This window comes from Gordonia soli NBRC 108243, from assembly GCF_000334455.1.
GTDB classification, from domain to species: Bacteria; Actinomycetota; Actinomycetes; order Mycobacteriales; family Mycobacteriaceae; genus Gordonia; species Gordonia soli.
Genome location: NZ_BANX01000011.1, coordinates 304,198 through 324,825, shown reverse-complemented (window position 1 = coordinate 324,825; position 20,628 = coordinate 304,198). Strand labels below are relative to the sequence as shown.

Annotated in this window: 20 protein-coding genes; 16 read left to right on the top strand and 4 right to left on the bottom strand. The window is 68.6% G+C overall.

Going from position 1 to position 20,628, the window contains the following annotated elements; genetic code table 11:
- Positions 1 to 18 precede the first annotated feature (18 nt).
- Positions 19 to 1,458, bottom strand: a complete 1,440-nt coding sequence (locus GS4_RS09155; protein ID WP_007619803.1) for an APC family permease — start codon at positions 1,456 to 1,458, stop codon at positions 19 to 21.
- 73 nt (positions 1,459 to 1,531) lie between these two features.
- Complete coding sequence (locus GS4_RS09150; protein ID WP_007619802.1) at positions 1,532 to 2,110, bottom strand: TetR/AcrR family transcriptional regulator; 579 nt, start codon at positions 2,108 to 2,110, stop codon at positions 1,532 to 1,534.
- An 83-nt stretch (positions 2,111 to 2,193) separates the two neighbouring features.
- Between GS4_RS09150 and GS4_RS09145 the strand changes: the two genes are divergently transcribed.
- The 5 genes from GS4_RS09145 (at position 2,194) to GS4_RS09125 (ending at position 6,767) form a co-directional block, all read left to right on the top strand.
- Entirely contained in the window at positions 2,194 to 3,246 is a 1,053-nt protein-coding gene (locus GS4_RS09145) for a hypothetical protein (protein ID WP_007619801.1), read from the top strand.
- Positions 3,247 to 3,314: 68 nt separating this feature from the next.
- Positions 3,315 to 4,061: a phosphoglyceromutase gene (locus tag GS4_RS09140; RefSeq protein WP_040509949.1), complete on the top strand. Its 747-nt coding sequence runs from the start codon at positions 3,315 to 3,317 to the stop codon at positions 4,059 to 4,061.
- A gap of 69 nt (positions 4,062 to 4,130) precedes the next feature.
- Complete coding sequence (locus GS4_RS09135) at positions 4,131 to 4,457, top strand: GNAT family N-acetyltransferase (RefSeq protein ID WP_007619799.1); 327 nt, start codon at positions 4,131 to 4,133, stop codon at positions 4,455 to 4,457.
- Positions 4,458 to 4,611: 154 nt separating this feature from the next.
- On the top strand, positions 4,612 to 6,084 hold the full coding sequence (locus GS4_RS09130) for a sensor histidine kinase (RefSeq protein ID WP_007619798.1): 1,473 nt from the start codon (positions 4,612 to 4,614) through the stop codon (positions 6,082 to 6,084).
- Positions 6,081 to 6,767, top strand: coding sequence for a winged helix-turn-helix domain-containing protein (locus GS4_RS09125; RefSeq protein ID WP_007619797.1), 687 nt, complete (start codon positions 6,081 to 6,083; stop codon positions 6,765 to 6,767). The genes GS4_RS09130 and GS4_RS09125 overlap by 4 nt, the downstream gene beginning before the upstream one ends.
- A gap of 157 nt (positions 6,768 to 6,924) precedes the next feature.
- On the opposite strand, the gene GS4_RS09120 is transcribed toward GS4_RS09125, so the two are convergent.
- The gene (locus GS4_RS09120; protein WP_040510053.1) at positions 6,925 to 7,752 is read right to left on the bottom strand and encodes a DUF3109 family protein; all 828 of its coding nucleotides are present in this window, start codon (positions 7,750 to 7,752) and stop codon (positions 6,925 to 6,927) included.
- Positions 7,753 to 7,921: 169 nt separating this feature from the next.
- On the opposite strand from GS4_RS09120, the gene GS4_RS09115 reads away from it, so the two are divergent.
- From GS4_RS09115 to GS4_RS09075, 10 genes are all read left to right on the top strand, one after another.
- Entirely contained in the window at positions 7,922 to 8,899 is a 978-nt protein-coding gene (locus tag GS4_RS09115) for a Ppx/GppA family phosphatase (RefSeq protein ID WP_169331477.1), read from the top strand.
- A 139-nt stretch (positions 8,900 to 9,038) separates the two neighbouring features.
- A complete protein-coding gene (locus tag GS4_RS26145; RefSeq protein WP_007619787.1) occupies positions 9,039 to 11,060 on the top strand; it encodes an Rv0497 family membrane protein in 2,022 nt (673 codons plus the stop codon).
- Between the two features lie 7 nt (positions 11,061 to 11,067).
- Positions 11,068 to 11,964, top strand: coding sequence for a sugar phosphate isomerase/epimerase family protein (locus GS4_RS09105; protein WP_007619785.1), 897 nt, complete (start codon positions 11,068 to 11,070; stop codon positions 11,962 to 11,964).
- A 96-nt stretch (positions 11,965 to 12,060) separates the two neighbouring features.
- Positions 12,061 to 12,915 carry a thioesterase family protein gene (locus tag GS4_RS09100; RefSeq protein WP_007619783.1) on the top strand — a complete coding sequence of 285 codons (855 nt, stop codon included), beginning with the start codon at positions 12,061 to 12,063 and terminating at the stop codon, positions 12,913 to 12,915.
- Positions 12,916 to 13,017: 102 nt separating this feature from the next.
- A complete protein-coding gene (gene proC, locus GS4_RS09095; protein ID WP_007619781.1) occupies positions 13,018 to 13,887 on the top strand; it encodes a pyrroline-5-carboxylate reductase in 870 nt (289 codons plus the stop codon).
- A gap of 188 nt (positions 13,888 to 14,075) precedes the next feature.
- Positions 14,076 to 14,306: a helix-turn-helix domain-containing protein gene (locus GS4_RS09090; protein WP_007619779.1), complete on the top strand. Its 231-nt coding sequence runs from the start codon at positions 14,076 to 14,078 to the stop codon at positions 14,304 to 14,306.
- A 243-nt stretch (positions 14,307 to 14,549) separates the two neighbouring features.
- Positions 14,550 to 14,651, top strand: a complete 102-nt coding sequence (locus tag GS4_RS25145) for a 30S ribosomal protein bS22 (RefSeq protein WP_003402602.1) — start codon at positions 14,550 to 14,552, stop codon at positions 14,649 to 14,651.
- Positions 14,652 to 14,776: 125 nt separating this feature from the next.
- On the top strand, positions 14,777 to 15,826 hold the full coding sequence (locus GS4_RS09085; RefSeq protein WP_007619777.1) for an NAD-dependent epimerase/dehydratase family protein: 1,050 nt from the start codon (positions 14,777 to 14,779) through the stop codon (positions 15,824 to 15,826).
- A 135-nt stretch (positions 15,827 to 15,961) separates the two neighbouring features.
- A complete protein-coding gene (locus GS4_RS09080; protein ID WP_174344005.1) occupies positions 15,962 to 17,125 on the top strand; it encodes a 1-acyl-sn-glycerol-3-phosphate acyltransferase in 1,164 nt (387 codons plus the stop codon).
- A 174-nt stretch (positions 17,126 to 17,299) separates the two neighbouring features.
- Positions 17,300 to 18,463, top strand: coding sequence for a zinc-binding dehydrogenase (locus tag GS4_RS09075; protein ID WP_007619772.1), 1,164 nt, complete (start codon positions 17,300 to 17,302; stop codon positions 18,461 to 18,463).
- A 363-nt stretch (positions 18,464 to 18,826) separates the two neighbouring features.
- Here GS4_RS09075 and GS4_RS09070 read toward each other — a convergent pair whose 3' ends face one another.
- On the bottom strand, positions 18,827 to 19,924 hold the full coding sequence (locus tag GS4_RS09070; protein ID WP_007619765.1) for an HAD family hydrolase: 1,098 nt from the start codon (positions 19,922 to 19,924) through the stop codon (positions 18,827 to 18,829).
- A gap of 399 nt (positions 19,925 to 20,323) precedes the next feature.
- Between GS4_RS09070 and GS4_RS09065 the strand changes: the two genes are divergently transcribed.
- Positions 20,324 to 20,584, top strand: a complete 261-nt coding sequence (locus tag GS4_RS09065) for a glutaredoxin family protein (protein ID WP_007619764.1) — start codon at positions 20,324 to 20,326, stop codon at positions 20,582 to 20,584.
- The last annotated feature ends 44 nt before the right edge of the window (positions 20,585 to 20,628 follow it).

The following is a 20,628-nucleotide window of genomic DNA, read 5'->3' as shown; positions in this document are numbered from 1 at the left end:
CTATGAAACGATTCTGCGTCAGGGGATCTCGTGGGGCGGGATGTCGTCGTAGGCCTTGGTGGTCTGCCCCGACCGACGGTGATACCAGTAGGTCAGTGCCCACAGGATCACACCGAGTAACAGCAGCCAGCCGGCGATCACATACTGCTGCGGGTCTCGGCCGGTCACCGGTAGGACCAGGTATCCGCAGGTGACCGCGCCGAGTACCGCGATGGGGGTCTTGGTGCGGAAGTGCTTGTGTCCCACCGTGTCCTTGCGCAGTACCAGCACCGACACGTTGACGACGGTGAAGACCGCTAGCAGAAGCAGCGCCGTGGTGCCGCCGAGTAGTCCGACGATCGAGCTCTCCGGGTCTGCGCTGACGTAGACCAGCAAGCAGAGCGCGATGACCGTGGTGAACACGATCGCCGCGAACGGTGTTCGTCGCCCGGGATGGACGTAGCTCAGGAACGACGGCAGCACACCCTGTTTGGACATGCCGTACAGCAGTCGGCTGGCCATCATCATGTTGATCAGCGCCGTGTTGGCGACCGCGAACATCGAGATCCACGGCAGCAGATCCGTCATCGGGAAGTCCGGGGCCGCCGCCTGGGCCACCTCGACCAGCGGCGTCTCGCTCTCGGCCAGCACCCCGACCGGCACGATCGCGACCGCGCAGATCGCGATGAGCACGTAGACCACCGCGGTGATCCCCAGACCGCTGAGCATCACCTTCGGGAAGATCCGTACCGGGTCCTTGCACTCCTCGGCCATGTTGACCGAGTCCTCGAAGCCGACCAGTGCGAAGAACGCCAGCGCCGTGGCCGCCGACACCGCGATGAAGACGCTCTTGTCCTCAGGTGTCTCGAATGCCACCACCGCATCCCAGTGCTCGGCGTTGCCGCCCGCGATGAACCAGTACCCGATGAACAGCACCAGCAGCAGACCGGTCAGCTCGACCAGCGTCAGCACCACGTTGGTGCCGACCCCCTCGGCCACGCCGCGGAAGTTGATGAACATGACCACCAGCAGGAACCCGATGGCCACGAACAGCAGTGCCGGACTGGTCGACTCAGGGGACTCTCCGCCGCTGAACGCCGTCAGCATGTTGACCGCGAAGGCCCGCGAGGCCGTGGTGGCCGACGTGATGCCCGAACACATCACCGTGAACAGCACGATGAACGTGACGAAGTGGATGCCGAAGGCCTTGTGCACGTACAGCGCGGCGCCCGCGGCCTGCGGGTACTTGGTGACGAGTTCCAGGTAGGAGAACGCGGTGAGCGTCGCGACGGCGAAGGCGATGAAGAACGGCAGCCACGCCGCACCGCCGACCTCGCCGGCCACCTGTCCGGTCAGGGCGTAGACGCCCGTGCCCAATATGTCGCCGATGATGAACAGCAACAGGAGTTTCCACCCGAGTACCCGTTTCAACTGGGGCGGTTCGGTGGTGTCCGCGCCGGTGTCCGGGGTGGCTGTCATTCACCAACGCTAGACCCGTCATGTCCGAAATGTGCGGTTAGCGATGGTTTCGAGACCCGGTCGTCTCGAGAACTCAATCGGCGCCGCTGGCGCTCGACCACAAGGGGACGATGCACTGTTCGACCATGTCGACGATGTCCTGGTCGTGCAGTTCCCGTCGCAGCAGCGTCTCGTTGCGGAGGAGATCCAACGGCAGCGCCGCGACGCGTGGATGCAACTCGTCGTCGCCGAGCTCTCCTCGTCGGCGAGCTCGGGCGATCACCGGCTCGACGACCTCTGCCGACTTGGCGAACAACCAGGCGCGCACCTCGGTCGCGGCCTTCTGGTCGACATCGGCCAGCACTCCGAACATGGTCTGGCGAATCCGGATGTCGAAGATCTCCCGCCAGGAGTGCATCATCGCCATCAGGTCGCCGCCGAGAGACCCGGTGTCCGGGGTGTCGATCATCAGCGCCCGCGTCGCGGTGACCACCGACAGGATCATCTCGGCCTTCGACGACCAGCGCCGATACAGCACGGTCTTGCTGGTCGATGCCGCCGCCGCGACCCCCTCGAAGGTGAGCCCGGCATAGCCGTGCCGCGTGAGTTCGCTCATCACCGCCCCGCTGATGGCTTCCTCGAGCTCCGCGCCACGCCGTCGCTCCGACGTCATACCCACCTCATAAGAAACGTTGCGTTTCTTATGACTGTAGCCTACGGTGCATAAGATACGAACCGTTTCTTAAGGAGTTGGACATGGCGATGCTCGCGAACACCGGGGCCGGGTCCCGGTCCACGTCTCCACGCACGATCGTGGCCCTGGTCGTCGGCGTCGCCGTGCTGCTGGCCCTGATGGTGACCGCGTTCGCGCTGCCGGCGGCGCGGTCGGCGCCACATCACGTCCCGGTCGGGGTCGTGGCCGCGGACGGGTCCGCGCAGGCGTCGGCGCAGGTCCAGAAGCTCTCAGGATCGCTGGAGGGCTTCGAGGTGACCCGCTACGGGTCCGTCGCCGACGCACGGTCGGCCATCGAGCACCGGGAGGTCTACGGGGCGGTCGTGGTCTCGCGCGATGCGGTGACCTCGTTGGTCGCCACGGCGGCGTCGCCGACCGTGGCGGCCATGATCCCGACCATCGGCGACCGGCTGGCGGCGGCGACCGGTGAATCCGCCCGGGTCGTCGACGTCCGTTCGTTCCCCGACCGCGACCCCAAGGGGGCCGGATTGGCTGCCGGCGCATTGCCTCTCGCCCTGGGAGGCTGGATCGCCGCGATGGTCATCATGCTGCTGGTGCATTCGCCGGGGCTGCGGCTGGCCGCCGCCGCCGGAGTCGCAGTGGTCGGGGGAGTGGTCTTGATCGCGACCCTGCGGTTCGTCATCGGCACCATCGACGACGGGTTCTGGCTGCCCACCCTCGTGGCCGCGCTCGGCATCGCGGCGACGGCGATGATGGTCCTCGGATTGCGCGAGCTGTTGGGCGGTGCCGGTCTGGGTGTGGCGGCGATCCTGTTGATCTTCCTCGGCAACCCGCTCTCGGGGCTGGCGAGTGCGCCGGAGATGCTGCCGACCCCGTGGGGGCTGATCGGGCAGTTGCTCCCGCCCGGTGCGACCGGTTCGCTGCTGCGTGATGTCGCGTTCTTCGACGGCCACGGCGCGTTGCGGCCGTTGACAGTACTTGTCTGCTGGCTGGTGGCCGGGCTCGCGCTGTACGGCGCCGGGGTGTGGCGCAATCGTCGGCGCCATGAGGTCGACGAGGACGAGGTGCGGATCGGGCATCGCCCCGGAGTCGACGAGGTCACGTCACCGGCGTGATCGGGTGTGGTCGGCCCCGAGGGGAGTTGACCGGAGAGGCGTGGGCCCGTCTGTGGGAAACTGCTCGCATGAGCAACGGCACCCTGATCCTGATGCGGCACGGCGAGAGCGAATGGAACGCCTCCAACCAGTTCACCGGATGGGTCGACGTGGCGCTCACCGACAAGGGTCGGGGCGAGGCGGAGCGTGCCGGTGAGTTGCTCGTCGAGCACGACCTCCTGCCCGACGTCGTCTACACCTCGCTGTTGCGCCGCGCGATCACCACGGCCAACATCGCCCTCGACCGTGCCGACCGGCACTGGATCCCGGTCGTCCGGGACTGGCGGCTGAACGAACGGCACTACGGCGAACTGCAGGGCCTCAACAAGGCCGACACCCTGGAGAAGTTCGGCGACGAGCAGTTCATGCTCTGGCGTCGCAGCTACGACACCCCGCCACCGCCCATCGGGGTCGACGCCGAGTACAGCCAGTCCGGTGACGCCCGGTACGCCGACCTCCCCGAGGTCCCGCTGACCGAGTGCCTCAAGGACGTCGTCGAGCGCTTCATCCCCTATTACCTCGACGCCATCGTCCCGGAGATCCAGGCGGGCAAGACGGTGCTGATCGCAGCCCACGGCAACTCGCTGCGTGCCCTCGTCAAGCACCTCGACGGCATCTCCGATGCCGACATCGCGGGGCTCAACATCCCGACCGGCAACCCGCTGCGCTACGACCTCGACGACGATCTGAAGCCGCTGAACCCGGGGGGAACCTACCTCGATCCGGAGGCGGCCGCGGCCGGCGCCGCAGCTGTCGCGGCCCAGGGCAAGAAGTAGCCTGATCCAAGCCTGAGAACCCGCGGATCTCCATGGTGCGCGGGGTGTGATGCGCGCTACATTGGAGCGATGGCGGACGTCGGGAACCTGCGGATTCATCATTCTCCTGGCCAGGAGCGCTATGAGGCCTGGCTCGCGTCGGAGTCCGGCGACGGACTCGGCGAAGACCTGGTCGGTTACCTCGACTACGTGGCCGAGGACTACCAGGTCGTGCTCACCCACACCGTCGTCCGCGAGCACTACAGCGGTCGGGGGTACGCGGCCGAGCTCGTCCGAACCGTCCTCGACGACATCCGACCGTCGGGCAAACGGGTGGTCCCGGTCTGCTCCTACGTCCGCCACTTCATCGAGCAACACCCCGAGTACGCCGACATGGCGGTCCCGGTCCCGCAGTGAGCACCGGCCCGGCAGGGCTCGATCCGGTCGCCGCCGACCGTCCGTAACACCTCGGGTCCGGGGCCGTGCGACCTCGCCCGAACGGTGCGTGAACAGTGCGCCAACAATCGCGATGGATGTGCGCGGGCCGTTCGTCGGGTCGTAAGCTGCCATTGTGACCGTTGCTCTCGTCATCGCGGCGATCGCACTGGGTGTGGTGTGCGGTGTGGTGATCGGCCGATTCGGCCCCGGACTCGTCCGGTGGGGTCGATCCGACGCCGAAACCGACCCGGATACCGAGGCCCTGCCCTCACCTGCGGCCCAGATGTACGCCGAACAGGCCGATGCCCCACGCGCCGCGCCGGATTCCGCCGAACTCCGTGACACCGACGCGGTGTCGACCACCGACGACGGTCGGATGACCAAGGCCGGACTGCTCGGCTTGATCGTCCGCAGCACCGAGACCGCGGTCGCGGTCGTCGACGAGTTCCGCGACGTGGTGCTGTTCAACCACTGCGCCGTCGACATGGGGGTCGTCCGCGAGCAACTGCTCGCCGACGCCGTGTGGGACGCCTCCAAGGAGGCCCTCGACACCGATGTCGAGCAACGCTTCGAGTTCAGTCCGCCGGCATCGGCGCTCGGGTTCGTCTCGACCGGCCGGCCGACGCAACCGCCGGTCGAGTCGGTGCGCTGCCTGGTCCGCGTGGTCAGTCACGGCAGCGAGCGGTACGCCGTCGTGTTCGGTGTCGACGACACCGAACACATGCGGGTGGAGGCCACCCGACGTGACTTCGTCGCCAACGTCTCCCATGAACTCAAGACGCCCGTGGGCGCCATCGGGTTGCTGGCCGAGGCGATGCTGGAGTCCGTCGACGACCCGGAGTCGGTGCGGCACTTCGGCACCCGCGTGGTCGCCGAGGCCGTCCGGATGGGCAACATGGTCTCCGAGCTGATCGCGTTGTCGCGCCTGCAGGGTGGTGAGACGCAGAAGTTCGAGTTGGTGGACGTCGACGAGTTGATCGCCGACGCACTCGACTCGGCCACGGTCAGCTCCGAGGCCGCCGAGATCCGGCTGCGCGCAGACGAACCCGCCGGCCTCGTGGTCCGCGGCGACCGCATGCTGCTGCTGACCGCTCTCAACAACCTGATCGTGAACGCCATCGCCTACTCGCCGCCGAACACCACGGTGTCGGTGAGCAGGCGGATCACCACGGTCGACGGTCGGCCGATGGTCGCCATCGCGGTCACCGACCGCGGGATCGGCATCGCGGCCGCAGATCAGCAGCGGGTGTTCGAGCGCTTCTTCCGGGTGGACAAGGCGCGGTCCCGACTCACCGGCGGAACCGGATTGGGCCTGGCCATCGTCAAACATGTGGCGGCCAACCACGGCGGCAACATCGGCCTGTGGAGCAAGCCCGGTACCGGATCCACGTTCACCCTCAGCATCCCCCAGGAATTGGCGGACGACGACTGGGACGAGACCGACCATCGTGGTCCGTCGAAGCCCGCCGGACGTCGTCCGTCGACCGGGACGGGTTCCGTCCCCACCGACGGCGTGGCACGTGCCGCGACGTCTCAGCCCAGCGCTCCGTCCGGCCGACGTCGGTCGGCGGAGCGGTCTCCCCGACCGAAGGAACTCACTCGGTGACGCACGTACTGATTGTCGAGGACGAGGAGTCGCTGGCCGATCCGCTGGCCTTCCTGCTCCGCAAAGAGGGTTTCGAGGCGAGCGTCGTCAACGACGGCTCCAATGCCCTGTCCGCCTTCGACCGGGTGAGCCCCGACATCGTGCTCCTCGACCTGATGCTGCCCGGGATGTCGGGCACCGAGGTCTGCAAGGCCTTGCGCGCCAAGAGTGGCGTGCCGGTCATCATGGTCACCGCGCGCGACAGCGAGATCGACAAGGTCGTCGGCCTCGAACTCGGCGCCGACGACTACGTCACCAAGCCGTACTCCGCGCGTGAACTGATCGCCCGCATCCGCGCGGTCCTGCGGCGCGGCGGCGAGGTGGCCGACGAGGACCTCGCGATCGGCGTCCTCGAGGCCGGCCCGGTGCGGATGGACGTGGAGCGGCACATCGTCGCCGTCAACGGCGAATCGATCACCCTGCCGCTCAAAGAGTTCGATCTCCTCGAATACCTGCTGCGCAACGCCGGTCGGGTACTCACCCGCGGCCAGCTCATCGACCGGGTGTGGGGCGCCGACTACGTCGGTGACACCAAGACGCTCGACGTGCACGTGAAGCGGCTCCGGTCGAAGATCGAGCCCGATCCGGGCAACCCCAAGCACCTGGTCACGGTGCGCGGCCTGGGGTACAAGCTCGAACCCTGAGTTCCGATGCGCCGATCGTGCGCTCTGATCCGTTCATCGTGCGCCCGAGTTCGCCGATCGTGCGTCGGCAGTGCACGGTCGACGACTTCCGGCGCACGGTCGACGGTTTGGGGCGCACGGTCGACGGCGGCGCGGGGCCGGACGACCGGGGCCGCCCTCAGTCGTCGAGCCGCTCGTACTTGATGTCGGTCTCCCGGCGATTGGTCGCGGCGACGGTCGCCGGATGGATGGCCAGGAGCCCGAGTCCGTTGCGCCGCCGGCACACCGCGGCCAGCTCCGCGTAGGCGGCGGGGCCGATCAGTTCGGTCAGCTCGGGGCCGTACGACTCCCACACCTGCGTCGCGCCGACGTGCGCGTCGGGCGATCCCGAGCAGTACCACTTCAGATCGTGGCCGCCCTCACCCCAACCGCGCCGGTCGTACTCGGTGAGCGTGGTCTTGAGCACCTGTGTGCCGTCGGGGCGGTCCACCCAGTCCTGCTCGCGGCGGACGGGCAACTGCCAGCAGACGTCGGGCTTCACCGTCAACGGCTCGAGTCCACGACGCAGGGCCATCGCGTGCAACGCGCAGCCGACGCCGCCGGCGAAACCGGGACGGTTCTGGAAGATGCAGGCACCCTTGTGCTTCCGCGTCTTCAGAGCCGGCTCGTCGTCGAGCTCGTCCTCTTCGAGGTAGCCGCGCGGACCGAGCGGGTCCTTTCCCGACCCCTTCTTGTAGAACTGCCAGTCGTCCTCGGTCAGGAGCGCGACGGCTTTCGCCAGCTTCTTGCGATCGTCCTTGTCCGATAGATAAGCACCATGGGTGCAGCAGCCGTCGCTCTCCCGACCCTCGACGATGCCCTGACACGCGGGCGTGCCGAACACGCACGTCCAGTTGGAGAGCAGCCAGGTGAGGTCGGCGCTGACCACGTGATCGGTGTCGGCCGGATCGGTGAACTCATACCACTCCCGCGGGAAGTCGAGATCGACCTCGGGGGCCGGATCGATCTTCGCGGGTGAGTCGATTGTCGCCACCCCACAACCGTAACCGCGCGAGCGCGGCGATGACGCGTCCGGCGTCGGGTAACCGCGCGAGCGCGGGGATGGAGCGGCGACGCCTGCGACCGGGATTCGCGACCCGTTAGGTCCGGCGACCGCGACGCACTACCGTGGACGCGTGCGTTTAGGAGTTCTCGACGTGGGCAGCAACACCGTGCACCTGCTCGTCGTCGACGCCCACCGTGGTGGGCACCCGACCCCGATGAGTTCGACCAAGTCCGTCCTGCGGCTCGCCGAGCAGATCGACGAGCACGGCCGTCTGAGCGATCGGGCCGCGGTCAAACTCGTCGAGTCCGTCGAGGAGTTCACCCACATCGCGACGAGTTCGGGGTGTGAGCAGATCATGGCCTTCGCGACGTCGGCGGTCCGCGATGCCACCAACTGCGACGAGGTCCTCGCCGAGGTGGCCCGCACCACGGGGGTGGACGTGGCGGTGCTGTCCGGCCACGACGAGGCACGACTGACCTCACTGGCGGTTCGTCGGTGGTACGGCTGGAGCGCGGGCCGCATCCTGGCCTTCGACATCGGCGGCGGCTCGCTGGAGATGTCCAACGGTGTCGACGAGGAACCCGACGTCGCACTGTCACTGCCGCTCGGCGCCGGAAGGCTCACGCGCGAGTGGCTGCCCGGCGACCCACCCGACCGTCGGCGCGTGGCGGTGCTGCGGGACTGGCTCGATGCCGAGCTGAAGCCGGCGGCCAAGGCGCTTGCCGACGCAGGCGCCCCCGACCTGGCGGTGGCCACGTCGAAGACCTTCCGCAGCCTGGCCCGTCTGACCGGTGCCGCCCCGTCGAGCGCAGGCCCACGAACACGGCGCGTCCTCACCTCGTCGGGTCTCCGACAGCTCATCGCCTTCATCTCGCGGATGACGCAATCAGACCGGGCCGAACTCGAGGGGGTGAGCAGCGATCGGGCCGGTCAGCTGGTCGCGGGCGCGCTCGTCGCAGAGGCGGCCATGCGCGCGCTGGCGGTCGATACACTTGAGATCTGCCCGTGGGCCCTGCGCGAAGGCGTGATCCTGCGGAGACTGGACACCGAACTGTCCGACGCCACGGAATCGATCGGCATCGAACAGGTGGCCGGACGTTCCGGCTGATCGGTCACCGCGTCAGGCACGCCTGCGGCCCAGAGCATCGGACCGGAGAACACAATCGAACACCGACCCCCGGCCGTGCGGCGACGCTCCGGTCGGCCGCGAGGACGAGGTCGGTGGAGCAGGACAAGGACGGAGACGCATGGCTAACGAATCGGGCCCCGATTCCCGGCCGATCTCGGTGTCGGAACTGCTGGCACGCAGCCAGGAGGACGCAGACACCGCGACACCGAAGCGTGAACGCGGTCGCCGACGGGTCGGCCGCGACGGCGCGGTGTCGGTCTCGGAGCTGACCGGCGAGATCCCCCGCGTCACGACGCCCACCGAGGGATCCGGCGATCAGTCCGCCGCGTCGACACCCGCTACGGGTCGCCCGAATCCGCAGGCCCCGAACCAGTCATCCCCGGTCACGCCGACCGGCCGCACCCCGGCCGCCCCGCAGTCCGAGCCGTCGGTGACCCGGCAGTCGCCCGCGGCGGAAGCGAGCCCGTCGGTGACCCCGACCGGCTCAGCGCCTTCCGCCCCGACCGGCTCGGCGCCTGCGGCTCAGGCCCCTGCGGGGCCGGCGCCATCGGTGTCTCCCGCCGCACCGTCACCGCAGACCGGCTCCTTCGTCGCCGACGATCGTCGGGCCGGACCGGGCGGACCGCGTCCGGATGCCTTCCCGCCTGCGGACGCCTTCGGACGCCCGGATGCTTTCCCACGATCCGACAACCCGATCCCGCGCCGATACGCCGACGACCTTCCGGTCGCCGACCGCGCTCCCGTCGACCGCCGAGGTCCGGGACCCGTCCCGAGCGCTCCGCCGACGCCGCAGGCCGGCCCCGTCGGTGCGCAGACCGCCAGCGGGATGCCGTCGTTCCTACCGGGTGCGCCGCTCTCGACCCGTGACTTCAGCTCCGATGCCGTCGCCCGTCGCCTCGTCGGAGGAGATAGCCGCGACACGGCCGATCGCCCCGGACCGGCCGCCGACAACTCGGTAACCGGCATCATCCCGGTGGTCGGTGACGACGACGTGGTGGTCGTCGAGCCCGACGACGTCGACGGTGTGGACCTCGAATCCTTCGGCGGTCCGCCCAGCAGCGATCTCGACGACTTCGACGCCTACCGCGCGTTCGCCGACATCGAGGAGGACGAGCCGACGACCGGCCGGCGCAAGCGGTTCGGCTGGCTGCGCAAGAAGGGATCCGCCGAGTCGACGGAAGATCTGCCTGCCGTCGACGGACCGGACGACCGGCGAGCTCCCCAGCGACCCGATCCGGTCGAGGAGACGACGATCATCGGCGGACCGCTGGTCCCCGACACGCAGACCGCCGACGATCGCGCCTGGGCCGCCCCCGGTCCCCGGAACCCGGGTCCGTTCGCCGCCGCCCCCGCCTCTGCGCGTGACGTCGACGACGTCGACCCGACCGAGTACGCAGCGGTCGAGTACTCGGATGCCGAGCACGCCGACTCCGGCTACGCCGACGGCCGCTTCGGCGCCCCCGGCGCCGACCCGGCGGGCACCGACACCGTGTTCGGGCAGGACGACTTCGGAGACGGCGACGTGCGCCCGAACGACCCCGACGGCGAGACGACCGGAGTCGTGCCCCCGGTCGGCGCGGGCACCGCAGCGCTCGCGATGGGCGCGGGTTCGGGACGTCGTGCCGCGCGCCGCGCGGCCGAGGACCTCGCCGGCCATGAGCCCGCGGGCGATGCCAGGGACTCCGACCACTTCGTCGATGCCGGGCGCCCCGACTTCGACGACACCCGGAGCGCCGACGCCCCGATCACCGACAGCACGACCCCCGACACCACGACCACCGACACCACGACCTCCGACACCACGACCCCCGACACCACGACCACCGACAGCACCGCAGCGGGGCATGGTCCGGACGCGGTCGCCGACCGCGCGTCGAAGTACTCGCCGCTCGTGCAGTGGCTGATCATCGCCGGTCAGGCGATCATCGGACTCGCGGTCGGCCTCGGCCTGTTCTGGGGCTTCACCGAGCTCTGGAAATGGAATGTGTACTTCGCGCTGGTGCTCGCCGTCCTGGTGATCTTCGGGGTGGTGACCTTCGCGCACGTCGTCCGCCGGACGCGCGATCTGACGACCACGCTGCTCGCGCTGGGTGTCGGTCTGATCGTCACCATCGGACCACTCGTCATCCTGGCCACCTGACGCCGCCATGACACCGACCTCGGACCCGACGGCACTCCCGCCGACGGTCGACATCCCCGTGGGGCTGTCCACCGCATCGGTCTACCCGCAGAACACCGAGGCCGCGTTCGCCTACGCCGCAGAACTCGGTTTCGACGGTGTGGAACTCATGGTCTGGGGTGAGACGGTCAGCCAGGACGTGCGGCACGTCGAGTACCTGTCGGAGCGGTATCAGATGCCGGTGTTGTCGGTGCACGCGCCGTGTCTGCTGATCTCCCAGCGGGTCTGGGGCCGTGATCCGCTGGTCAAGCTCGCACGTTCGGTGCAGGCCGCCGAGGACCTCGGTGCGCCGACCGTCGTGGTGCACCCACCGTTCCGCTGGCAGCGCGCATATGTCGCAGGGTTCGACGACCTGGTCGCCGAGCTCGAACGGGACAGCGACGTCGCCGTGGCGGTGGAGAACATGTTCCCGATGCGGGCCGACCGGATCTTCGGCGCAGGGGAGCGATCGGCCAGACGACTGGCCGACCGTGGCGGTCCGGGGCTCGCGGCATCGGCCTTCGGCAAGTCGATCGACCCCACCGACGACGGGTACGCGAACTACACCCTCGACCTCTCGCACACGGCGACCGCGGGAGTCGACGCCGTCGCGCTGTTCGAGCGGATGGGCGACCATCTCAACCACATCCACCTCGCGGACGGCAACGGTGCGGCCACCGACGAACACCTGATACCCGGTGACGGCGCGCAGCCGTGCGCGGAGATCTGCCGACGCCTGGCGAACAGTGGATTCAACGGCGCGGTGATCCTCGAGGTGAGCACGTCGGCGGCCCGGACCAAACCCGAGCGCAGTGCACTGCTGAAGCGTTCGTTAGATTTTGCCCGGAGCCACCTTCGGCGCGAGGTCCCCACCGAGCTCGGTTGATCGTCCACCGATCCGGGCGGGTTCGTGCTGTAGCCGCGACCATGCGACACGGCCGCACACCCGTGGCGCGCGGTCGACGAGACGAGAGAGCGATACATGAGCCAGAAGATGACCGAGCTGCTCACGTTGTCGAGCGTCGGTGCGCCGACCTCGTCGACCTCTGGTGCACCGGACACCGTGGTCTACCACGCGGTGATCGATCCGACCTTCACGGTCGGGCCCAAGGTCCACGGCGGCAGCGTCCAGTCACTCATCGCGCACGCGGCGGGCGAGGCGTTCCGGGTTCTGGTCGCCGATGCCGATCCGACCGTCACCCCGGTCGCTATCGCGAGTGACTACCTGGGAGCACCCGATCCCGCCGAGATCGAACTCGTGGTGCGCCTGCGCAAGACCGGTCGCACGGTATCGGTGGCGTCGGTCGACGCGATCCAGGGCGGTCGGGTGATGATCGCCTCGTCGGTGACGCTGGCCCGCCTCGACACCGACGCCGCGAGGCACTCGGGGGCGACTCTGCTCGACGGCACCGGGATCGAGCCGCCGGCCGACGGCATCGCCATCGACGACTCGCCGATCGCCGCGGTGCTGCATTGGGGACCTGCGCTCGATCTCGTGCTCGAGCCGACGACCCCACTGGTACGCGGTGAGACCGGCGACCCGGTGGTCCGCGGGTGGACGCGACCCAAGGGCAGCGACCCGACCGTCGAGTTCGCCGTCCTGGTCTGCGACATCTCACCGCCCGTGGTGATGAACCTGGGCTACTTCGGTTGGGCACCCACCGTCCAGCTGACCACGTACATCCGTCGACAGCCCGCACCCGGATGGCTCCGTTTCGCGGCATCCAGCGTCGAAGTGGGGCAGGGGTTGTTCGAGGAGGACCACCTCGTGGTGGACTCGACCGGAGCGGTGGTCGCCCAGTCGCGGCAGCTCGCGCTGATCCCGCAGGCCCGCTGACGGGCTGTCACATCGACGACACCCACGATTCCCCGTCCCGGGGACCGGAGCAGGATTCCCCGTCCCGGGGACCACAGACGACTAGGAAGTAGGCGAGACCACGTGACCGAACGGATCGCGATCATCGGCGGCGGAAAGATCGGCGAGGCGTTGCTCGCCGGACTCATCCAGTCCGGCAAGCAGACCAAGGATCTGGTCGTCTCGGAGAAGATGGAATCGCGCGCCACCGAGATCGCCGACGAATACGGGGTGCTGGTCACCGACGTCCGCGCTGCTGCCGAGAGCGCCCAGTTCGTCTTCATCGCGACCAAGCCCGACGATGTCGACTCCGTGTTGCGTGATCTCGCGGCCGCCGACGACAACGGCGACGTCGAGCGGGTGACGGTGTCGTTGGTCGCCGGCCTTCCGTTGACGCGATTCGAGAACGCCCTGCAGGCCGGGTCGCCCGTGGTCCGGGTCATGCCGAACACCCCGATGCTGGTCAACGAGGCCATGGCGGCGGTGGCGCGCGGTCGGTATGTGAGCGACGAGCAGCTCGAGGTCGTCATCCGACTGCTGGAGAGCGTCGGCAAGGTGGCGGTGGTTCCCGAGAAGCAGATGGATGCCGTGACGGCCCTCTCGGGATCCGGCCCGGCCTACGTGTTCCTGCTGGCAGAGGCACTCATCGATGCCGGTGTCGCGCTCGGACTGTCCCGTCCGCAGGCGGTCGAGCTGACCGTGCAGACGGTGCGTGGTGCAGGCCTGTTGCTCAGCGAGTCGGGTATCTCACCGGTCGACCTACGCGCCGCCGTCACCTCGCCCGGTGGCACCACCGCCGCGGCCATCCGTGAGTTCGAGGCCGGTGGCCTGCGGCACTCGGTGTACGAGGCCACGCGCGCCGCCGCCGCGGTCAGCGCGCGGGGCGGGCATCGACCCGACGTTGAGGGTTTGGGCGGGGTGAACAACGGGAGATCCGAGCGTGACACCCCATGAATTGGGGTCGTCGGGCGGGAAAACCCCAGGATGTAGGGGTCCGCTCGCGAAAAGGCCCAGATTCTTGGTCTCTCACGTCGCATTTTTCACATACGCCACGCTAAGCTCCTTGAAGCACGTGCGTGTCTGATGTCCGCCGGAGGGGAAGCCGGCGGCCGCGACGCGTGCACCGGAGGTATGAGTTATTCATGGCTGCAGAGAAGCCTGGTGACAGGAGCGGAGCGGTGAGCAATGCGACCCCGGGGTCGCAGTTCCTCACGGTGGCCGAGGTCGCATCGTTGATGCGGGTGTCGAAGATGACGGTGTATCGGTTGGTGCACAGCGGCGAATTGCCGGCTGTGCGCGTCGGCCGGTCGTTCCGTGTGCACGCCAAGGCCGTGCACGACTACCTGGAGACGTCCTACTTCGACGTGGGCTGACCCCCGCGGCGCCGAGAGGCGCCGTGAGGTCGGTGACGATCGACTCCGCACGGGAGGCCCGCCAGGGGTCGCCCGTGGGGAGTTGTCGTCGTTGAGCCCGGCGTTCGCGGACGCCGCCGAGCGCTCCCGGATTTCACCGTCCCGACACCGGGCGGTATCGTGGGAATCCGCGTACCGGTTGCCTCGTGCCGCAGGCCGGCACCGGAGCAGACCGACAGCATTCAATCGTGAGGAAGCACCCCCATGGGTTCAGTGATCAAGAAGCGCCGCAAGCGCATGTCGAAGAAGAAGCACCGCAAGCTGCTGCGGCGGACCCGGGTGCAGCGTCGCAAACTCGGCAAATAGTCCGACGCGTCCCGCGAGAACCCGCTTCGGCGGGTTCTTCTGCGTTCACGGGTCGTGAGCGACCGACTCGTCGTCGTCACGCGCTCGCCCGGCAGGTCTCCCCGGACAGCCGATAGCCTGTGGGCATGGCCGACGACACCACCGCACCACGCACGGTCCTGGTCACCGGTGCCTCCACCTTCCTCGGTGGGTACCTGGTCGCTCGCCTCGCGGCCAATCCGGCGATCGAGCGAGTGCTGGCAGTCGACTCGCGGGTGCCCCGCAAAGACCTGATCCGACGGATGGGGCGGGCCGAGTTCCTGCGACTGGACATCCGCAGGCCGACAATCGCGAAGGCCATCGCCACCTACGACGTGGACACCGTCGTGCACGCAGCCACCTCGATCATGGACACCGCGCCGCATTCTGCGGCGATCAAGGAGTTCAACGTCGTCGGTGCGATGCAGGTGTGTGCTGCCGCCCAGCGGAGCCCGTCGGTCAAGCGCCTCATCCTGCGTTCGACCGCCATGGTCTACGGCGCCAGCGCGCACGATCCGTCTCACTTCGACGAGGGCACGCCGGCCCGCCGTGAGCCGAAGCGCGGCTATGGCCGCGACCTGCTCGACATCGAGGGCTATGCACGTGGACTCGCGCGTCGACGAACCGACATGGACGTCACCATCGTTCGCGCGCAAGCGATCCTCGGCCCGCGGATCAGCACCCGGATGAGCTCGTATCTCTCCCTCCCGATCGTGCCGACGGTCATCGGGTATCAACCCCGACTCCAGTTCTTGCACGAGGAGGACGCACTCGCCGCGATGGAGCACGTGGTGTTGGGCAGCCGCCCCGGCACCTTCAACATCGCGGGGGAGGGCGTCATGACGCTGACACAGGCGATCCGACGTATCGGACATCTCGAACTGCCGGTGCCCAGCGGTCTGCTCGCTCCGATCACCGGTGTCCTCCAGGATCTCAAGGCGGCCAAACTGAGGTCGAGCCAAACCGAATTCCTCACCTACGGAAGGGTTCTCGACACGACGCGAATGCGAGCCGAACTCGGGTTCGCGCCTCGTTACACCACCACCGAGACACTCGACGACTTCGTCGCGCGCGGTGGGGTGACGCCCATCATCGGAGCGCAGACATGGCGGGCGGTCGAGCGTCGGGTGGTGGCGGCGGCGCATCAACTGCAATGACCGTTCCGCGGTGGTGTTGACCACAGCGGGTGCACAGGAGGGGTGTAGGTCGTAGACTTGGTCGCCAGACCAAGTACGGCCCGGGCGCACTCTCAACCGTACGATTGTCCGTTTCCATCGACGACCGATGAGGTGGTGAGCATCTTGGCAGGTGGCGGCGCGACCGACGCACGCACCGCGAAGGTGATCCAGCTCTACGCGACCCCTCGGGGTGGTGCAGATCCGCGTGCCGCCGATCAGGGCAAACGTCGACATCCGAGTCAGCAGCCCGCCCCGCGCGACTCGAGAACTGGTGTGCCGCAAGAGAACCGCGGACATCCGAATACCGATGGCTTCGCCGAGTCGTCGGCTCAGGTGATGCCGATCAACGACGAGGTCCGGTTGGCCCGCTCGCTGGGTGCCGAGCATCGCGGTCCGTCGACGTCGAGTCCGTTCTTCAGTCTCGGCGGGCTCCGCGGCACCGTCGCCGACTCGCTGACGTCGGCCGCCTCGTTCATCCGTGAACGGATGACGGGCGACTACGAGGTCGACGAGTTCGGCTTCGATCCGCACTTCACCGAGTCGGTCTGGTTCCCCGCGATCCGGCAGGTGTACCAGAAGTGGTTCCGCGTCGAGGTGAGCGGAATCGAGAACCTGCCCGTCGAGGGCGGCGCGCTGCTGGTGGCCAACCACGCCGGGACGATCCCGGTGGACGCGGTGATGACATCACTAGCGGTCCGCGACAACCACCCGACCGGACGACACCTGCGAGTCCTGGCCGCCGACATGGCTTTCGACACCCCCGGTGTGAGCGAACTGGCCCGCCGGATCGGCGCGACACTCGCCTGCAACAACGACGCCGACCGTCTGCTGCGCGCGGGCGAGCTGACCGCGGTGTGGCCGGAGGGCTACAAGGGGATCGGAAAGCTCTACAAGGATCGGTACAAGCTGCAGCGGTTCGGCCGCGGCGGATTCGTCACCACGGCGCTGCGCAACGCGGCACCGATCATCCCGGTGTCGATCGTCGGGTCCGAGGAGATCTACCCGATGCTCAGCGATCTGAAGCCGCTCGCAAAGGTCTTGGGTCTCCCGTATCTCCCCGTCACGCCCACCTTTCCGTGGCTCGGACCGCTGGGCCTGGTGCCGCTGCCGTCCAAGTGGCACATCCACTTCGGGCGCCCGATCGAGACCGGCTCGTATGACGAGTCGTCGGCCGACGATCCGATGGTCGTCTTCGACCTCACCGATCACGTCCGGGAAGAGATCCAGCAGACGCTCTTCCGCATGCTCAGCCGTCGGGGCAGCGTCTACTTCGGCTGACGGCCTGCTGATCATCTGATTCTTGGTCGTCTCGCAGGTCCCCGGCGTCGGTCGGATCTCCCCGTTCTCCCACACGTCCGCCCGGTTGCGGCTTGGATCGGTAGACGAGACACCGACGCCGGACCGAGGGCTGAGAGTGTCGATTCCGTGGTCTCGGTGAGCAAGGGGTGGTGCATGAAGGCGATGGTCTGTCGCAACGGTGAACTGGAGGTCGTCGACCTGCCGACGCCGGTCCCCGGACCGGGGCAGGTGCTGCTCCGGGTGACGCGCGCAGGGATCTGTGGCTCCGATCTCCACGCCCGCACGCACTGCGATGCCAGCGCCGACGTCGCCGCGGAGGTCGGGTACGGCGCCTTCATGCGCTCCGACGAGTCGGTGGTGATGGGACACGAGTTCGCCGGCGAAGTGGTCTCCTACGGCCCCAAGTGCCGGTCCCGGTGGAAGCCGGGCACCGCCGTGGTGAGCCTCCCGATGCTGAAATCCGGTGACGCCGTGCACCTCACCGGTCTGTCGGCGCTGGCACCCGGCGCCTACGCCGACTTCGTGGTGGCGTCCGAGGACATGACCATGGAGGTGCCCGACGGGGTGTCTCCCGAGCAGGCAGCGCTCACCGAACCGCTGGCCGTCGCGCACCACGCGGTGCGTCGAGGTGAGATCGGCAAACGTGACGTCGGGGTGGTCATCGGTTGTGGTCCCATCGGACTCGCCGTGATCCTGATGCTCAAGGCCGCCGGCGTGAAAGCGGTCGTGGCGAGCGATCCGTCCGACGGCCGGCGGGCACTCGCCCGCGAGTGCGGCGCCGACATCGTGGTGGATCCGGTGGTCGACGATCCATGGGAGGCCGCCGCCCGCGCCGGCAAGTACCTCACCCGGGCGACCGATCTCTTCGACACGGCCTTCAGCGCGATGCACAACCTGCGTCGGGTGCCGGGCCTGCCGTGGTGGAAGGCCATCCGGGCCGCCGAGAAGGTCGGCGCGACGCCCCGTGGGCCGGTCGTCTTCGAGTGCGTCGGCGTGCCGGGCATCATCGAGCACATCATCTCGAATGCTCCGTTCCGCTCCCGTGTCGTGGTGGTCGGTGTGTGCATGGAGGCCGACTCGTTCCGACCCACGATGGCGATCAACAAGGAGATCGACCTGAGGTTCGTGTTCGCCTACGACCCGGCCGAGTTCCGCGAGACGTTGCACATGATCGCCGACGGAACGGTCGACGCCGGGCCGCTCGTGACGGCGACCGTCGGGCTCGACGGTGTACCCGCCGCCTTCGATGCACTCGGTGGAGCAGACCGCCACGCCAAGGTGCTCGTCGACCCGACGAGTTCGGTCAGCGCGCTCTGAGGTCCGGCGCGCTCTGAGGTCGGGTGCCCGCGGGTTCTCGGATTTCTGACACTTCACGGGTGTGTTGGTGTGGACGGTGCACGGTTGTGGTCGCTCAGGTGTCAGTAATCCGGCTGGAGGGGTCAGGCGCGTGATCCCGCATGGCCCGGGCCCGGTCGGCCCGTCCTGCCCCGGGGTCGGTCCCGAATCCGCCCGGTCCGTCCCGAAATCCGCCCGCCGGCGAGCTCTCGCGACCGTAAAGGCATCCGCGAGCGGGTCCTGGGTGGTTTTCGGTTGCAGCCGGGCGGGTTTCGGTGTTCAGCCCATCACAGGAGCTGAGTCGCCGGTCCTCCGACCCGCGGCCCAGGCTCGGGAGAACCTGACTCAACCCTGGCTGTGGCGGAACAGTCGCACCGCAGCCGCTGCGGTACCACCCGCCGCGCCGAGCGCCAGGGCCGACGAGACCCCGACCTTCGCCGCCTTGCGGGCCGTCCGGAAGTCGTACATCTCCCAGCCGCGTACCTTGGCGACGTCGCGCAGGTCGGCGTCGGGGTTGATCGCGACCGCGGTGCCGACCAGCGACAGCATCGGCACGTCGTTGTGGGAGTCCGAATACGCGGTGCAGCGCTTGAGGTTCAGGCCCTCTCGGATCGCCAATGCGCGCACTGCGTGGGCCTTGCCCGGCCCGTGCAGGATGTCGCCGACGAGCCGACCGGTGAACACACCGTCGACGCTCTCTGCGACGGTGCCGAGCGCACCGGTGAGGCCGAGACGTTCGGCGATGGTCTGGGCCAGTTCGACCGGTGTGGCCGTCACCAGCCATACCTGCTGTCCGTTATCGAGATGCCGTTGCGCGAGCGCGCGGGTGCCCGGCCAGATCTTGTCGGCGATGAAGTCGTCGTAGATCTCCTCGCCCAGCTCGATGAGCTCCGACGTCGGGCGGCCGGCGATGAACGACAGCGCCTTCTCCCGCCCCTCGGCGACGTCCTGGGCGTTCTCCTTGCCGGTGATGCGGAATTTGGCCTGCGTCCATGCGAAGTCGAGGACGTCGCTGTACGAGAAGTACTTTCGCGATGCCAGGCCGCGTGCGAAGTGCACGATCGACGCGCCCTGTACGAGCGTGTTGTCAACGTCGAAGAAGGCGGCGGCGGTGAGGTCCGGTGGGACGTCGGTGGGCTCGACTTCGGCGTCGGGGCGTGCGCGCAGCGAGTCGACGGCCGCCTTCGCACTCGCCTCACCGGCCAGAGCCTGGCGGAGTTCGTGGGCGGTCTGCCGGAAGCGGCCGGTCGCGGCACTGGCCCGTTCGGTGATCCAGGCGGCGACCCGACTGTCCTCGTCGCCGTCGTCGTCGGCATCCTCGGCGCCCTCGTCGAGGTCGTCATCGAAGTCGCCCCCGTCGACATCGTCGGCGTGCCGCTCCCAGTCCTCGCCGTGCCAGTCCCCGCCGTGCGAGTCTGCACCTTGCCAGTCCGCGCCGTTCACGTCGTCGGCAGGCCTGTCGTCGTGTTCCTCGTGGCGATTCCCCTGGGCCGCCGGAGTCGCGGATTCGGCGTCACCACGGACGGCATCCGAATCGTCGCGATCAGCAGCCCCACCAGGGCCTTCACTCACTGGACACCTCCCACGCCATGTGCCTGTGCGGGTGTCGAAGCACCTCGCGTCCCACCCTAGATGATCGGTACCCCGGATGTGATCGGCGCGTCGGGTGAGGTCCGTCGCGTCGTGGTGGGCGCGGTGGTCGGGTCACCGGCGGGACCATCGTGGGTCGACCTCGACTGGCAGACTGGCCGCACCCCGGCTGGTTCGAGACGGCCGGAACGAGATTGCCGGATCGAGCCGGCCGGCGGCGCGGATCGTCCCGCGCCCGCACAGGAGGAACGAATGGCCCTGACGCTGTTGACCCGCGCGAACTGTTCCGCCTGTGCGGCAGCGCAGCGTGATCTGTCGCGGATCGCGGCCGACCACGACATCGACGTCGAGATCCTCGATGTCGACGCGGCCGCCGGGGCCGGGGATCCCACTCTGCGCGCGGAGTACGGCGATCGTCTGCCGGTGGTCCTCCTCGACGGTGTCGAGCACAGCTACTGGGAAGTCGACGAGCCCCGTCTGCGCGCCGATCTGACCGCCCGGGCGGCTCGCTGACGCGGATTGGTGCCGACGCCACCGCCCGGTTCCGCCGAGCCAGG